General features: G+C 61.3%; 13 protein-coding genes. 3 read left to right on the top strand and 10 right to left on the bottom strand.

Annotation, left to right across the window (positions count from 1 at the left end):
* The first annotated feature begins 20 nt into the window (after window positions 1–20).
* Entirely contained in the window at window positions 21–1028 is a 1008-nt protein-coding gene (locus RMET_RS20545) for a response regulator (protein ID WP_011518474.1), read from the top strand.
* A 745-nt stretch (window positions 1029–1773) separates the two neighbouring features.
* Window positions 1774–3972: a TagA domain-containing protein gene (locus RMET_RS20540; RefSeq protein ID WP_035821184.1), complete on the top strand. Its 2199-nt coding sequence runs from the start codon at window positions 1774–1776 to the stop codon at window positions 3970–3972.
* A 222-nt stretch (window positions 3973–4194) separates the two neighbouring features.
* On the opposite strand, the gene RMET_RS20535 is transcribed toward RMET_RS20540, so the two are convergent.
* The 4 genes from RMET_RS20535 to RMET_RS20520 form a co-directional block, all read right to left on the bottom strand.
* Entirely contained in the window at window positions 4195–4494 is a 300-nt protein-coding gene (locus tag RMET_RS20535; RefSeq protein ID WP_029309297.1) for a helix-turn-helix transcriptional regulator, read from the bottom strand.
* Between the two features lie 171 nt (window positions 4495–4665).
* On the bottom strand, window positions 4666–6168 hold the full coding sequence (locus RMET_RS20530) for a tripartite tricarboxylate transporter permease (RefSeq protein ID WP_011518471.1): 1503 nt from the start codon (window positions 6166–6168) through the stop codon (window positions 4666–4668).
* Between the two features lie 13 nt (window positions 6169–6181).
* Entirely contained in the window at window positions 6182–6643 is a 462-nt protein-coding gene (locus RMET_RS20525; RefSeq protein WP_008644611.1) for a tripartite tricarboxylate transporter TctB family protein, read from the bottom strand.
* Between the two features lie 413 nt (window positions 6644–7056).
* Complete coding sequence (locus RMET_RS20520) at window positions 7057–8535, bottom strand: MATE family efflux transporter (protein WP_011518469.1); 1479 nt, start codon at window positions 8533–8535, stop codon at window positions 7057–7059.
* A gap of 232 nt (window positions 8536–8767) precedes the next feature.
* On the opposite strand from RMET_RS20520, the gene RMET_RS20515 reads away from it, so the two are divergent.
* Entirely contained in the window at window positions 8768–10195 is a 1428-nt protein-coding gene (locus tag RMET_RS20515) for an NAD-dependent succinate-semialdehyde dehydrogenase (protein WP_011518468.1), read from the top strand.
* An 88-nt stretch (window positions 10196–10283) separates the two neighbouring features.
* Here the strand turns inward: RMET_RS20515 and RMET_RS20510 are convergent, their stop codons facing one another.
* The 6 genes from RMET_RS20510 to RMET_RS20485 are packed head-to-tail and all read right to left on the bottom strand — an operon-like array spanning window position 10284 to window position 16257.
* Complete coding sequence (locus RMET_RS20510; RefSeq protein ID WP_011518467.1) at window positions 10284–11483, bottom strand: DUF2252 domain-containing protein; 1200 nt, start codon at window positions 11481–11483, stop codon at window positions 10284–10286.
* A gap of 59 nt (window positions 11484–11542) precedes the next feature.
* The gene (locus RMET_RS20505) at window positions 11543–11896 is read right to left on the bottom strand and encodes a cytochrome C oxidase subunit IV family protein (protein WP_011518466.1); all 354 of its coding nucleotides are present in this window, start codon (window positions 11894–11896) and stop codon (window positions 11543–11545) included.
* A gap of 8 nt (window positions 11897–11904) precedes the next feature.
* On the bottom strand, window positions 11905–12609 hold the full coding sequence (locus RMET_RS20500; protein WP_011518465.1) for a heme-copper oxidase subunit III family protein: 705 nt from the start codon (window positions 12607–12609) through the stop codon (window positions 11905–11907).
* 12 nt (window positions 12610–12621) lie between these two features.
* On the bottom strand, window positions 12622–13290 hold the full coding sequence (locus tag RMET_RS20495; RefSeq protein WP_011518464.1) for a cytochrome c oxidase subunit 3 family protein: 669 nt from the start codon (window positions 13288–13290) through the stop codon (window positions 12622–12624).
* On the bottom strand, window positions 13287–15044 hold the full coding sequence (gene ctaD, locus RMET_RS20490) for a cytochrome c oxidase subunit I (protein ID WP_011518463.1): 1758 nt from the start codon (window positions 15042–15044) through the stop codon (window positions 13287–13289). The genes RMET_RS20495 and ctaD overlap by 4 nt, the downstream gene beginning before the upstream one ends.
* A 37-nt stretch (window positions 15045–15081) precedes the next feature.
* Entirely contained in the window at window positions 15082–16257 is a 1176-nt protein-coding gene (locus tag RMET_RS20485; protein WP_011518462.1) for a cytochrome c oxidase subunit II, read from the bottom strand.
* Window positions 16258–16392 lie beyond the last annotated feature (135 nt).

Genomic DNA, 16392 nt, shown 5'->3' with positions numbered 1-16392 from the left:
AAAAGAACAGGAGGCGAATAATGCCCAGACAACTCAATTCGGCCGATGCGGCGGCCACCCATGAATACCCGGCAATGGTGCTGCTGGTCGACGACCAGGCCATCATCGGCGAGGCTATCCGGCGTGCGCTGGCCAGCGAGTCCGATATCGACTTCCACTATTGCTCGCAGCCCGAAGAGGCCGTGACGGTGGCCGAGCGCACCAAGCCCACCGTGATCTTGCAGGATCTGGTCATGCCCGGCACCGACGGGCTGACGTTGGTGCGCCGCTACCGCGAAAACGCCACCACGCGCGATATTCCGATCATCGTGCTGTCGACGAAGGAAGAGCCCACCATGAAGAGCGCGGCTTTCGCGGCCGGCGCCAACGACTATCTGGTGAAGCTTCCGGATTCGATCGAGTTGATCGCGCGAATCCGCTACCACTCTCGCTCTTACCTGAATCTGCTGCAACGTGACGAGGCATATCGGGCGCTGCGCCAAAGCCAGCAGCAATTGCTTGAGACCAATCTCGAACTGCAGCGGCTAACCAATTCCGACGGACTGACCTCCCTGTCGAACCGTCGCTACTTCGACGAGTACCTGGGCGCGGAATGGAAACGCGCCCAGCGCGAACAGACCCAGCTCGCGCTACTGATGATCGACGTCGATGCATTCAAGGGCTACAACGATACCTACGGCCACGTGGCGGGCGACGAGGTACTGCGCCGCGTGGCCGCCGTGATCCGCGAGAACTGCGCACGCCCGGCGGACCTGCCCGCGCGCTTCGGCGGTGAGGAATTCTCGATGATCCTGCCGGCCACATCGCCCGGCGGCGCACGACTGCTGGCCGAGAAGGTCAGGCGCGCGATCGAGACGCTGCGCATTCCGCATGCCTGCTCCCCAACTGGCGGATTTGTCACGGTCAGTATCGGCGGCGCGGTGATAGTGCCGGGAGGCGATGCCGATTTCAGCCGGCTGATAGAGGCTGCCGATGCTGGCCTCTATCAGGCCAAGCGTAATGGACGAAACCAGGTAGTGATGGCGTAGTTCCGAATCTTCGGTTTCCTGGGCATCCAGTTTTTGGTTTCCACAGCCAAAGCCAACGTAGATCCTCGCCTGGGACGCGACAAGTCAACTCATTGATACGCATCGGCATTCCGATGCGTCTGGGAACCATCGCCCTCATTCCCCCGGCAGATGGCCCGGCGCAATGCCGTGCCGGATATTTCTTAGTTTCAACCCCCTTCTTGCCCGATATTATGCTCCGCATTTAAATGCGAGGCGCCCCAATCCACAAAAATCGGCCTTCTTTCTTGCGCGCCAATATCAAAATTAATGCGCAAGATAAATAGTATTTTCATTAAAAACGCAGAAATACATTTATTTGCCTCAGAGCAAGAAATACCGCCAGAATAATATCTAGCATCCGGCTAAGATTATTGATTCAACAACCAATTGAATTTAATCGAAAATAATAAATGACAAAAACATTATTATTTACACCGAAATGCACGAGGGCATTGAAATGACAAACAACCATCGTTCACAGTACTTCGCATCAGCGTCACCTGTTTTCAGGGCCTCAATGCTTCGCCGGCCGCGCATGGAACTCCTTCGCATTGCAGCGGCATCGGCTTTAGCCCTTGCGACGATGGCCGGATGTGGGGACGGTGGAGACAGCAGCCCGTCATCGAGCAGCGCGCAACCGACTCCGACTCCGACTCCGACTCCGACTCCGACTCCGACTCCGACTCCGACACCAGCGCCTGAATACCCACGCACGACATTCGCGTTGGCCGGCTCGGTCGAATATGGGCAAACCAGTGTTGTGAGGCAGAATGAAACGCGCATCGCACCACGCCTGGTCGAAGGCCGCAGCACGCTCCTGCTGTTTACGCCAACCAACCCCATCAGCAAAGATCAAGAGGTATTTGTCGAAGCAACGCTGAACGGCGTATCGATGGGGCGCCTCCGCCTGAAGAAACCCGCCGGCCTGGTTGGCTATGCCGAAGACAGGATTACCCAGGACACCTTGCCACGCTACAGCACACAAGCGTGGAGCACGCAAATGCCCACCGGGTGGATGAAGGCCGATGTCCAGCTAGCCGTTGGCTATGACGAAGTGCGCCACGATGAAAAACGGATCTACGCATATCGCATAACGAATGGCCTCCCCCCACTGGCGGGTCCATCGGAACTCACATACACACGAACCAAGGTATTGTTCTGGGAGGATGCTGATTCCAATGCCGATACCCTCGATTCGGACAAGCTCGCTGACGAAATCCACGCCCGCATGCCGGTGAGCAGAATATCCGTCGTGGACTACCTGCCCGCACGCTGGAACAGCGTCATCATGATGGCCCCCCCCAGGAGGTTTGATTCACTGAGGCAGATACCGGCCCCTAGAATCAGTCCAACCAGCAACACTGCATGGGCCGCGAACATCATGGTGGACAAGGCAAACACCGGACGCGGTTTGCAGGCCATCTACGTCTACTCCATGTTCAATCAGTCGTCGCCACTTGCCTATGGCGCCACCCTCTCCCAAGGACGGTACAAGGACCTCGACGGAAATCTCCAGGACGCCTTCCCCATTGATATCGCCTTCTCTGGCTGGGCTCAGACGCAATGGAACAGGGAGTGTGCCCCTCAGATGAACGAGGCACTAGGCAGCGTCATAGGCTTGTCCCCAGTCTTTCGAGGGGAGCCCTGGAAGTTCGGTAGCGAGTATCCCGATGGTCTCGTATGGACAGCCTCGCACCCGCAGCCATTCGATACCGCGCGCGGTGTATTCAGAACATGGTATGCGGCCACCGATGGATTTACCATGCGGTCGTCAGACAAGCCGCGAGGCCGGATTGATCCACAGTTCTACGGTGATAAAGAGCCTGCCGACAGTCAGAGCTGCTTCTCTCCTTACACAAACTACAACACGCGCGCGATCCAGCTGCGGCTGGATTCAACGCCAACCCTGCGGACCGTGGCTGGAAGCCCAGGTTACTATCGTTGGGATAACACGACTCGAACTTTCGCTCCCGTCGCGCCAGACTGGGAAGGTGCGGCGTTGCAGTTGAAACCGGATCGTATGGGCATTCCGGTGGTTACCGTGATCGGCTCGCTGACATCCAGCGAGAATCCGGGCGCCAGCATGCTCTTCCCGCCGTTGTTCGCGGCCAGCGGGAACACCTTTGTCATGGAAGAAGCCGGCACTACTTCCAACAATTACAGAGGGGCAAGGTACGCGGCACGGGTCCGCTACGCTGATGGCAACCAGCGAATCTTCATTATCCCGAAAGAAATGGCTGGCAAGGACCGCGCATACTATTTCTCGTTCAACCTTCCGATTGCCGACAAGCCTGTCGAAGTATCCTTGTACCGCTTGCAGTTGCCGTACACCGCAAACAGTTTCCACGCGCTGTCCTCCGTTGACACACTCCTGTCTACCCAGGCCATCACGATACCCGCCTCCATGCCTTCGCCCGTGACTCGGGGCGGTGATTCCCTGCAAGAATCGCGTACGGCAATGGTGAGCAAGCTATGCACGACTCAGACATGCGAGACAGAGAGTATCGATATCGCCTGGCATCCGGATGACGAGTCGCAACTGTATTTCGTCGCCGGGCGGCCTTCGCTCGGCCTGACGACTCCCGTTGGGAACCCCAAGGGCGCGCCGATGCGGCTTGAAGTACTGATGAACGGTCCGGACGGCAATCAACGCGTCGTGGTATTCCGAGCCTCGCGCGCCGTCAATACGACCTCAGATGGTTATCGCCTGAGCCCGGCGAACTATTGGACCGCGCCGGAATTGCTCAAGGACAAACTACAGCGCCTCAGTATCTGGGTTCATGCCGACGATAACACCGCGTTGCCGGCCGGACGCTACACAATGACAGACGCCGTAAAGCTGCTCGACGTGCATGCCGTCAGCAGTGCCGGCGACAGAATCGTTGACAGGGTCAAGCTGAACGCCGCATTCGAAAAGCTCTGACGCACTAGCAAAGTTGCCACCCCGGCGCCGGTGCAGCGTTTCCAACAAGACGCTGCACCGGCGCTTTTTCACACTGCGCGCCGACGCGCATCTCATCTCTCGTGAACGAAGCCAGCGGAATCGTTGAATGCTTCGATCGTGAATCCCTGATACCGATAATGCTTGCATGACGATGCCGGTACCGCGCCTCATTCCAGGCAACGTACCGGCATTTGCATTGGTCTATTCGGCTGTCTCGCTCATGTCGTCCTGAAGGACGTTGAGATGTGCAAGGTAGGCGTCCAGTTCGGCCCGTCCGGCATCCGTGATGCTGTAGACACGGCCATTTCCCTCGACAAGTTCGGCGGTAATGGATCGCGCCATCATCAGGCTACGCAGGATTGGGCGCAGCGCGCGGATATTCTTGTCGATGCCTCGCTCGCGCAGCCGCTCCATCAGGTTGAATACCGTGGATGGACTGGCCTGGACAAGCCGGAGGATATAAAGCCTGGAAACGATACGATCGAGCGATGGCGTTTTCATGGGCGCAGGCAACGCAACTAGCGGTGCGGAGAATCGAATCATCGTGCGCAGCCCATGACTGCAGCGCAGTCGGGCAGTCCTTTCAGTGCATCAAAGAAACGGGGGCGCTTTTGGCACCCCCGAAAGCTTACTCGGTTCGCGCCGGCGTGACGCCGGCGCTTGTCGTCAGAATTACTCTTCCTGGAACGCTTCTTCGCGCTTCGCCTTGATCGACGGCAGTGCCACCACGGCCACCAGTGCGGCAGCGGCGATCAGCAGGCCCATCGACAGCGGACGCGTCACGAACACGGTGAAGTCACCACGCGACAGCAGCAGCGAGCGGCGGAAGTTCTCTTCCATCATCGGTCCGAGCACGAAGCCCAGCAGCAGCGGTGCCGGTTCGCACTTCAGCTTCAGGAACAGGTAACCGATCACGCCGAAAGCGGCAGCCATGAACACGTCGAACGTCTGGTTGTTCACCGAGTACACGCCGATGCAGCAGAAGACCAGAATCGCCGGGTAGAGGAAGCGATACGGCACGGTCAGCAGCTTCACCCACACGCCAATCATCGGCAGGTTCAGGATGATCAGCATCAGGTTGCCGATCCACATCGAAGCGATCAGGCCCCAGAACAGCGCAGGGTTGCTGCTCATCACCTGCGGACCAGGCTGGATGTTGTGGATCGTCATCGCACCGACCATCAGCGCCATCACGGCGTTGGGCGGAATGCCCAGCGTCAGCAGCGGGATGAACGAGGTCTGGGCAGCGGCGTTGTTGGCCGATTCCGGACCTGCCACGCCTTCGATCGCACCCTTGCCGAACTCGTGAGCGTACTTCGACGTCTTCTTTTCCAGCGAGTAGGCCGCAAACGAAGCCAGCGCAGCACCGCCACCCGGCAGGATACCCAGTGCCGAACCCAGCGCCGTGCCACGCAGCACGGCCGGAATCATGCGCCTGAAGTCTTCCTTGGTCGGCCACAGGTTCGTGACCTTGTTCGTGAACGTCTCACGGGCTTCCTTCTGCTCGAGGTTCGCGATGATTTCCGCGAAGCCGAACATACCCATGGCCAGTGCCACGAAGTCGATGCCGTCGGTCAGTTCAGGCACGTCGAACGAGAAGCGCGCGGCGCCCGAGTTCACGTCGGTACCGATCAGGCCCATCAGCAGACCCAGCACAATCATCGCCACGGCCTTCGGCAGCGAGCCCGAAGCCAGCACCACGGCGCCGATCAGGCCCAGCACCATCAGCGAGAAGTACTCGGCGGGACCGAACTTGAACGCCAGTTCCGACAGCGGTGTAGCGAACGCAGCCAGGATCAGCGTGGCCACGCAGCCAGCGAAGAACGAACCAAGGCCAGCAGTAGCCAGCGCCACACCGGCGCGGCCACGACGTGCCATCTGGTAGCCGTCGATCGTGGTCACCACCGACGACGATTCGCCCGGCAGGTTCACCAGAATAGCGGTGGTCGAACCGCCATACTGCGCACCGTAGTAAATACCGGCCAGCATGATCAGCGCGGCCACCGGCGGCAGCGAGTACGTCACCGGCAGCAGCATGGCGATGGTTGCCAGAGGCCCAAGGCCCGGAAGCACGCCGATCAGCGTCCCGAGCACGCAGCCCAGGAACGCGTACGCGAGGTTTTGCAGCGACAATGCCGTGGAGAAGCCCAGGGCAAGATGGTCAAACAATTCCATTTCGGGCGACTCCTTAGCCGGTAATGAAGGCAGGCCAGACCGGCATCTGCAGGTTGATGCCGTACACGAAGGCGCCCAGGGCGATCAGCACGAGCACCACGCTGTTGAGCAGGGCACCCTTCCAGCTGAACTCATGGCTGGCCATCGACGACACCATCACCAGCACGAACACCGACAGCACCATGCCGAGCGGCTTGAGCAACAGGCCGAACAGCACGACGGAGCCGAGAATCCACAGAAGCGTCTTCAGATCCCAGCGGGCAAGTTGATCTTCCTCACCCTTCGACGACAACGACCCCATCAACACTAGCGCGCCCAGGATGGCCAGTACTAGGCCAAGCAGGAACGGAAAGTAACCGGGGCCCATCTTGGCGGCCGTCCCCATGCTGTAGCCGCGCGCGACGAAGGAAAAGCCCAGACCGACCAGAATAAACATCAGGCCGGAGGCAAAGTCCTTTTGGCTGCGTATGCGCAAAACGATTCTCCTCAAGGTTGTGAATTGCGGCACCGTGCGACACACCGGCTCTGGGGCATCTCCACGGCGAACGTATCAACTTCGACACGTTCATCGCAGCGAACAGTAGAGTCGGGAACTTTCAGGCTCCTTTCATTTGTCTGGGGTGTAGGGTATCCCCCAATCCTCAGCGCTCGCGTCGATTTTTCATTTCCATCACGTTATGATGTATTCAGTGGGCAACCGAATGCACCACTGAAAGTTAAATGAAAGACGACGTGGAAAGGTGTTTGAAAGGGAAGAACGCGGATTGGCGCGGCACTGCGCGGCAGAGGATGCCGCGCAGCTTTCGACTTGCTTACACCGCCGGGCGGTGCGTAAGCGACGCGATCAAATGTCTCTCATCCATACATTCAGAAACCTGTCTGGATGCATTAGGAAGGTTGTCGTGCGACTCCCTCATCGGCTTCCGCGCCCGCATCGGCATCCTCGCATGGCACACCCATGCTGGTATCGGGTGCATTCCCCACCGCTTCCGGATGTGGCGCGACCGGCAGGATATGGCTGCGGCGCCAATTGCCATATCGGTAGTAGCCAAACGAAAGCAGCACCGACACCACCGAGCCGAGCGGGAAGCTCCACCAGATCGATTCGGCGCCGATGTGCGGGCCGAGCAGCCACGCGAACGGCAGCCGGATCAGCCACATCGACACGAACAGAATGACCAGCGGCGCCATGACGGCGCCCGTGGCGCGCACGGCGCCGAACACGACAATGGTGAAGCCGAACAGGATGAACGACCACAGCACCACGTTGTTGATGTGCTGAGCAATCTCGATCGCGACGCTGTCCTCCCCCAGGAACAGACCAAGCGAGTGACGATTGAATACATAGACCAGCGCCACCAGCGCGCCGGTCATCAACATGTTGAAGAGCATGCCAACCTGCGTGACACGCGCCACACGCACCCACAATCCCGCCCCTACGTTCTGCGCAACCATCGATGACACACTGGCGCCAACAGCCAGAGCCGGCATCTGCACATAGGTCCAGAGCTGCGATGCCACACCGTAGGCCGCGGTCGTCCGCGAGCCGTACGTATTGACCAGCGACATCATCACGATGGCCGACGACGAGATCACCACCATCTGCAGGCCCATCGGCAGCCCCTTCATCACCAGCGCGCGCAGGATAGCCATGTCCGGCCGGAGCAGCGCAAGTTGCTCCCGGTGCAGCAGCAGGAAGTGCCGGCGCCGGTACAGCAACCCGATCATCGCCGCCAGGCTGGTCAGTTGCGCAATCAGCGTGGCGAGCGCCGAGCCCGCGATGCCGAGCGGGGGAATCGGGCCTACCCCGAAGATCAGCACGGGATTCAGCACGACGTCCAGCACCACCGACAGCAACATGAAGTAGAACGGCGTGCGCGAGTCACCGGCGCCGCGCAGCGTCATCATCACGAAGTTGTAGAAGTACATGAACGGCAGCGCGATGAAGATGATGCGCAGGTAGATGATGGCCAGCGGCGTGGCATCGTCCGGCGTATGCATCGCGGCCAGGATATGCGGCGTGAAGACAAAGCCCAGCACGGCGGCCAGCACCGACAGACCGACGAAGAACGTGGTGCTGGTGCCCACCACGCGTCGCGCCTCTTCGATGTCACGCCCGCCGACTGCCTGGCCGATCATGATCGTATTGGCCATGCTGATCCCGAACACCACGCCGAGCAGGAAAAACAGAATGATGTTGGCGTTCGACGTGGCCGTGAGCGCCGCCTCACCAAGGTATCGGCCGACCCAGACCGAATTGATCGAGGCGTTGAGCGACTGCAGGATGTTGCTGCCAAGCACCGGCAGCGAGAACATCAGCAGCGTGCGGCCGATCGGGCCGGTGGTCAGTCTGGCGTCAGGCTTCATTGGGACAGGTTTTCCGCACCGCAGCAGTGCGAGGGTTGCGAACGTGTCAGTCTAGTCCCTGGCTGGGCACCATGCCAGCCGCCGTGCACATGACCGTCGCGGCAGGGCGATAATCGCCCGCAAGTCTGCCAGTGCGGACTTCCGTCCAAAGCGTTAAGCTTGCGCTTTCATTCTTCGACCACCCGCGGCGCGCCCCTTTCGCTGCGCCGTCCATTTCCTTCAGGAGACAGGCATGTACCAGGATCTCGCCCTCTACATCGATGGAGAATTCATCAAGGGAGGCGACCGCCGCGAGCAGGACGTCATCAACCCGGCGACGCAGGAACTGCTCGGCAAGCTGCCACACGCCACCACTGCCGACCTGGATCGTGCGCTGTCTGCCGCGCAGCGCGCCTTCGAAACCTGGAAGAAAACGTCGCCGCTGGAACGCTCGCAGATCCTGCGCCGCGTAGCAGAACTGACCCGTACCCGCGCCAAGGAAATTGGCCGCGACATCACGCTGGACCAGGGCAAGCCGCTGGCCGAAGCCGTGGGCGAAGTGATGATCTGCGCCGAACATGCCGAATGGCACGCCGAGGAATGTCGTCGTATCTACGGCCGCGTGATTCCGCCGCGCAACCCGGCGGTGCGCCAGATCGTGGTGCGCGAGCCGATCGGCGTCTGCGCCGCGTTCACGCCTTGGAACTTCCCGTTCAACCAGGCCATCCGCAAGATCGTGGCTGCGCTGGGCGCCGGCTGCACGCTGATCCTGAAAGGTCCGGAAGACTCCCCGAGCGCCGTGGTGGCGCTGGCCCGCCTGTTCCACGATGCAGGCCTGCCCCCGGGCGTGCTGAATATCGTATGGGGCGTGCCGAGCGAAGTTTCGACCTATCTGATCGAATCACCGATCGTGCGCAAGATCTCGTTCACCGGCTCGGTACCGGTGGGCAAGCAGCTTGCCGCGATGGCCGGCGCGCACATGAAGCGCGTGACGATGGAGTTGGGCGGCCACTCGCCCGTGCTGGTGTTTGGCGACGCAGACATCGAACCGGCCGCGGAAATGCTGGCCCGCTTCAAGCTGCGCAATGCCGGCCAGGTTTGCGTATCGCCCACGCGTTTCTATGTTCAGGAAAAGGCCTACGACAAATTCCTGGCGCGCTTCACCGAGGTCATCGGCTCGATCAAGGTCGGCAACGGCCTGGACGACGGCACCCAGATGGGCCCGCTCGCACACGAACGCCGCATCGCGTCGATGGAGCAGTTCCTGGACGATGCCAGCCATCGCGGCGGCAAGATCGTCGCCGGCGGCTCGCGCATCGGCGACAAGGGCTTCTTCTTCGCGCCGACCGTCGTCACGGACCTGCCCGACGATGCCAAGCTGATGGTCGATGAACCGTTCGGCCCGGTAGCCCCGGTCACGCGCTTCAAGGATGCGGAAGAAGTGCTGCGCCGCGCCAACAGCCTGCCGTTCGGCCTGGCCTCGTATGTCTTCACCAACTCTCTGAAGACGGCCAACCTTGTATCGAACGGACTTGAAGCCGGCATGGTCAACATCAACCACTTCGGCATGGCGCTGGCCGAGACCCCGTTTGGCGGCATCAAGGATTCGGGAATCGGCAGCGAAGGTGGCCAGGAGACCTTCGACGGTTACCTGGTGACCAAGTTTATTACCCAGGTTTGATGGCGTAATTCGCTGGGATCTCCCCTCTCACATGCATGTGAGAGGGGAACGACCGAGCAGCCGCTCAGTTGTTTAGCTGCTCAGTTGATCAGGCGCCCTTCCCCCGCGCCTTCGCATAGTCCTCCCGGAACTGCTTCCACTGCGCGAGCGAAACATCGCGCCCGTGCTTTGCCAGCCGCAGCACAGTGGATTGCCAGCGCCCACCTGCGGCGAAATCCTGCAACTGCTCGACACGATCCGCCGCCTGATGGCCACAGCCCCGCAGATGGGCCGAGGCTGCGGCACGCGCCATCGTGGCGAACACGTCTTGCAACACAGTCTTGTCCCGGCAGTGCTCCAGATTCACTCGGTCGGTGCTCGGCTGCAAGCTCTTGACCAGGTACGAAGCCTTGCCCAGCGGCACGTATGAGAGCAGTGCGGGCGATGCGGCCTGCATGATCTGCTGGATGGTCGCCACGCGTTGCGCATCGCTGCCCCAGCGCGGTTGGCCGCGTGTGCGCATCCCGGTCCAGGCGCTCGGTGCCGCGCGTTTGATATCGATAAGCCGCTGACTTGCCGGCATGTCACGCTCATGCGCCAGCACGACGTAGCGTTCGAGCCCCAGGCTGCCCACACCAGCCACGCGTCGCGCCGAGTCTTCGGCGACGAAGCGATGACCGTGATGTTCCTGCTTCGAGTAGATCCCCAGAATTTCGGAAGCGCGTTCACGCTGCATCTTGTCCGCGCGTAGCGCATGGCCGTCGAACTTCAGACGCCGCCGCCCGCCACGCATCTCCGTGCGCGCGTTCAGCAGCGCGCCGCGCTTGCGGCGCTTGACCTGCCGCAGCAGCATGGCCACCAGACCGCTCGCCGTGGCACGCTCCAGCCAGCGCGGCTTGCCCGCGCGCAGCATGGCCGTGTAAACCGACAGCATCTGTGCGCAGGCCGTACGGGCATCGGCTTCCGACAGGCCAATGCTTTCTCCGGCCACCAGCACGCTCGACAACATACGGATGACGTCGACCGTCAGCGGCGCCAACATGGCATCGTCGAAATCGTTCAGATCGAAGTACACGAGTCCGTTGTCGCCCTTGAACGTGCCGAAGTTCTCCACATGGAGATCGCCACACACATAGGTGCTAGGCGCATCGAGCAGACCAGCCTCGCGCTCGAGCGATGCCGCGTACAGGTGGTTGGTGCCTCGGAAGAAAGCGAACGGGTCGGCTGCGATCGCCGCCAGCTTCATCGTCAGCCGCTCGGGATCGCGGCCGTGGTTGTAGATCAGGATGCTTTCGGTAGCAGCGTGCATGGGCGGCGGAGTCCTCGATCGGGTTGCGCAGCGCCCTCATCGCATTCCATCATGCGACTTCAGTGAAAAAACACGCCGCGAGTCAGGAAAGTGTAATCCGCTTCGGCCGCCATGAGAAACACCAGCACGAGCAGGCACAGCGGCGGGATCAGGATCGCGCAGATCAGCGCCATGCGCTCCCAGGCCATGTGCATGAATACGCTGACGATCAGGCCGGCCTTCAGGATCATCAGCAGCAGAATCAGGAACCAGCGCAGGTATCCCGTGAACCCGAAGTAGTCCACCAGATAGGACATCGTGGAGAGCACGAACAGCAGTCCCCAGACCTTCAGATAGAGGCCGATAGGATGTTCCTGTTTGCCGTGACCACCGTGGGCCGCCTCGGGGGCCGGAGTGATGGGTGTCGATGCCATGGTCGCCCTCACCAGAGATAGAACAGCGCGAAGATGAAGACCCAGACCAGATCGACGAAGTGCCAGTAGAGGCCGGCGATCTCCACGACCTGGTAGTTGCCGCCTGGTTCGTAGTGCCCGCGCACGACCTTGCTGGCGATCGTCAGCAGGTAGATCACGCCGCAGGTCACGTGAAAGCCGTGGAAGCCGGTGATCATGAAGAACGTGGAGCCGAACTGCGCGGCGCCCATTGGATTGCCCCAGGGCCGCACACCCTCGTGCACGATCAGTGTGGTCCATTCGAACGCCTGCAGACCGACGAACGTTGCCCCGAGCGCGGCGGTCGCCAGCATCAGCAGGCCGCAGGGGCGCCGCTCGCGACGGTAGGCGAAATTCACGGCCATCGCCATCGTGCCACTGCTGGTGATCAGCACGAAGGTCATGATTGCGATCAGGATCAGCGGTAGCGTATGACCGCCGATGTTCTCGGCGAAAGCCTTGCTGGTATCCGGCCATGGCACCGTGGTGGAGATGCGCACAGTCATATAGCCGATCAGGAAGCAACTGAAGATGAAGGTGTCGGAAAGCAGGAAGATCCACATCATCGCCTTGCCCCAGGACACCTTGAATGCGCGCTGGTCGGATGACCAGTCAGCGACGAGGCCCCTGAAGCCGCCCGGCGGATTCCAGGCTTCCGGATGCGATCCTGCCGAAGAAGGAACTTGCGAATGCATGGGCGCTCTCCGTCAAGACCTGCCACAGATGTACGCGACGAGCTCCGGCGTGAGCCAGCCCAGCGCGCCGAGCAACACGACCCATACCGCCAACAGGAAGTGCCAATAGCGCGCGCACAGCCCGATGCGCGTCACCGTGCGCGTGCCACTACCGCGATCCACCGCCACAAACGCGAAGGCCACCAGCCCGCCAAGCATGTGCAGACCGTGCATGGCCGTGAGCAAGTAGAAGAAGCTGCCCGCTGGATTGTTCGCTGGGACGACGTGAAGCGCGTACAGCGCCTGCCACGCCCACAACTGCACGCCAACGAACGCCACGGCGCCCATCCCCCCAAGGCGAAACGCATGACGTGCTCTCACCATGCGGCCCGAGTGCGCCGCCCGCCTGGCGATCTCCATCGCCACACACGCGGCGGCGAGCACGGCCGTGGACAGCCAGACCTGCCACGGCAGCGCAATGCGCTGCCAGTCCGGACTGTCCATGCGCATGATGTAGGCGGCCAGAAACAAGGTGAACAGCGCCGTGACTACGCCCATGAATACCCACAACCCTAAGCTGCCGGGGGTGCGGGCCCCATGTCCATGCAAGGCGTCGCCACCGGCGGGGCTGCCTCCGGGTGCTTCACGCGAAGCCCGGAAGACGCCGCCACCCGTATCCACCGCGAACGATTCGGCTTTCATGCCACGGCCCCCCTTCTCGCGTGTGGCTCGGGTTCGCTCCCACCTGCGTCTGGCGGCGCATTCTGCGCAATGAAGTCCTCCTTCGCACCCGGCACGCTGTACGCGTAAGCCCAGCGATAGACCACGGGAAGATGCGCACCCCAGTTGCCGTGCGCCGGCGGCGTCTGCGGCGTCTGCCACTCCAGCGAGGCGGCACGCCACGGGTTGGCGCCTGCAGGCTGTCCACGCCGCACGCTCCACGCGAGGTTGAAGATGAAAAGCAACTGCGCCGCCGCGACGATGAACGCTGCGATCGAGATGTACATGTTCAGGGTGTGCGCGGACTCGGGTATGAAGTCATAGCCCTGCCACGCGTAGTAGCGCCGCGGCATCCCCAGAATACCGAGGTAGTGCATCGGAAAGAAGATGGCGTAGGTGCCGACGAACGTGATCCAAAAATGAATGCGGCCAAGCGTGTCGTTGAGCATGCGTCCGGTGACTTTCGGATACCAGTGGTAGATCCCGCCGAAGACGACCAGGATCGGCGAGACGCCCATCACCATATGAAAGTGCGCCACGACGAAGTAGGTGTTCGACAACGGAATGTCCACGCTGACATTGCCGAGGAACAGGCCCGTCAGGCCGCCAATCACGAACGTGCTGATGAAGGCGATGGCGAACAGCATCGGCACCGAGAAATGGATGTCGCCCTGCCACAGCGTGATCACCCAGTTGTAGACCTTGATGGCGGTGGGTACCGCGATGATCAGCGTCGTGGTGGCGAAGAAGAAGCCGAAGTACGGATTCATGCCGCTCACGAACATGTGGTGCGCCCACACCACCACCGACAGCACACCGATGGCCAGAATCGCCCACACCATCGTGCGATAGCCGAAGATGCTCTTGCGCGAATGCACGCTGATCAGATCGGAGACGATCCCGAACGCGGGCAGCGCGACGATATAAACCTCGGGATGACCGAAGAACCAGAACAGGTGCTGGAACAGCAGAGGGCTGCCGCCCTTGTAGTTGAGCTGCTGCCCCATCGAGACGACTGCGGGCATGAAGAAGCTGGTACTGAGCGTCTTGTCGAGCAGCATCATCACACCGGAGACGAACAGCGCCGGGAACGCCAGCAGTGCGAGAATCGTCGCCATGAAGATACCCCACACGGCCAGCGGCATCCGCAGCATCGTCATGCCCTCGGTACGCGCCTGCAGCACCGTGGTCACGTAATTCAGGCCACCCATGGTAGCCGCCACGATGAAGATCAGCAGCGACACCAGCATCAGGATGATGCCCCAGTCATGCCCTGGCGTGCCGGGCAGGATTGCCTGCGGTGGATAGAGCGTCCAGCCCGCGCCGGTGGGTCCGCCCGGCACGAAGAAGCTGGCGAGCAGCACGAGCACCGACAGGAAGTAGACCCAGAAGCTGAGCATGTTCAGGAATGGGAATACCATGTCGCGCGCGCCAACCATCAGCGGGATCAGGTAATTGCCGAAACCGCCAAGAAACAGTGCCGTCAGCAGGTAGATCACCATGATCATCCCGTGCATCGTCACGAACTGGTAATAGCGATTGGCGTCGATGAAATCGAACCTCCCCGGAAAACCCAGTTGCATCCGCATCAGATTCGACAGCGTCACACCGATCAACCCGACCACGATGGCGACCAGCGTGTACTGCACGGCGATCACCTTGTGGTCCTGGCTCCAGATGTAGCGCGTCCAGAAACTCTGTGGGCCGTGGTGGGCGGCATCATCGGCATAGGCCATCTTTTTGCTCTCCGATCTCTGACTGTGCACCGGGCCGCTATTTGCCGGCCTGCGGGGTGCCCGTTGCGCCAGCACCCAGCGAACGGATATACGCCGACAGCGCCACCACGTCGGCATCGGTAACAGGCAACTTGGGCATGACGGGCCCGAAGCCCTTGACGATGCGGGCCTGCGGGTCCTCGATCTCCGTCTTCAGGAACGCATCGTTCACGGTCGCGCTGCTGCCGTTGCTGAAGGTCTGCGTGCTGCCGTACAGGCCCTTCCAGCTTGGGCCGACACCCACGCTGCCATCGACGCTATGGCATCCCACGCATCCTTTGCTTTGCGCCAGTGCGCGGCCCTGCGCCACGAGATCGGCGGCGCCAGCCGACGCGCCCGCCACAGCGGGGCCTTCGGCTGGCGCAGCGGTGGGAGCGGCGACCTTTGCCAGCGTCATCGCGAACGTCTGCTGCTTCGCAAGCCACGTGTCGAAAGCGGCCTGCTCCTCGACCACGACGTGGCCGCGCATGTTGTAGTGGCCCAGACCGCAGAGTTGTGCACAAAGAATATCGAAGCGACCGGTCTTGGTGGGCGTGAACCAGAACGATGTGACCATGCCGGGCACCATGTTCATGCGCGCGCGGAACGGTGGCACATAGAAATCGTGCAAAACGTCCTTCGAGCGCAGGAGCACCTTGATGGGCCGGTTCAGCGGCAGGTGTACCTCCGGCCCCATGACGAGTATGTTGTCCTGTCCATTTGGATCATCGGGATTCAGGCCGAGTGGATTCGTGCCGCTGACGAATCGCGGGTCCGTGGTACCGAGCTGGCCACTTTTGCCGGGGAAGCGGAAGGCCCATTGCCACTGCTGCCCCACCACCTCCATGACCATCGCATCGCGTGGTGGCCGCACGTACTCCGCGTAGACGATCAGGCCTGGTGCCAGCAACGCGATGATGCACACAGCGGTCAACCCGATCAGCCAGCGCTCCAGTTTCGGGTTCTCCGGCGCATAGGCAGCGCGATGCCCCGCACGATGACGGAAGCGCCAGACGATGTATCCGACGAGCAGGTTGATAACGACAAAGAACAGGCCGGTGATGACGAGGGTAATGGTCAGCGTGTCGTCCATCTGTTTCCAGTTGGACGCCAGCGGTGTCGCCCACCACGGGCTCAGGAAATGAAAGAGCACCGAGGCAACGACAATGATGACGAGTGCGATGGCGATCGCCATGACCCCCCTCCTCCGCGCGGACGAAAAGCCGCGAGGAATGCGCAGACTGCGCAGGTGGATTAAGACTAGTGCATCGTTTCAGGTCACGGCAAGGCGACATCGTGCCGATATCGGTGCGCCAGGACGCGCATGGCC

The sequence above is a fragment of the Cupriavidus metallidurans CH34 genome (assembly GCF_000196015.1).
Classification (GTDB): domain Bacteria; phylum Pseudomonadota; class Gammaproteobacteria; order Burkholderiales; family Burkholderiaceae; genus Cupriavidus; species Cupriavidus metallidurans.
The sequence above is the reverse complement of the archived record's forward strand: the minus strand, read 5'-3'. Positions and strand labels throughout refer to the sequence as shown.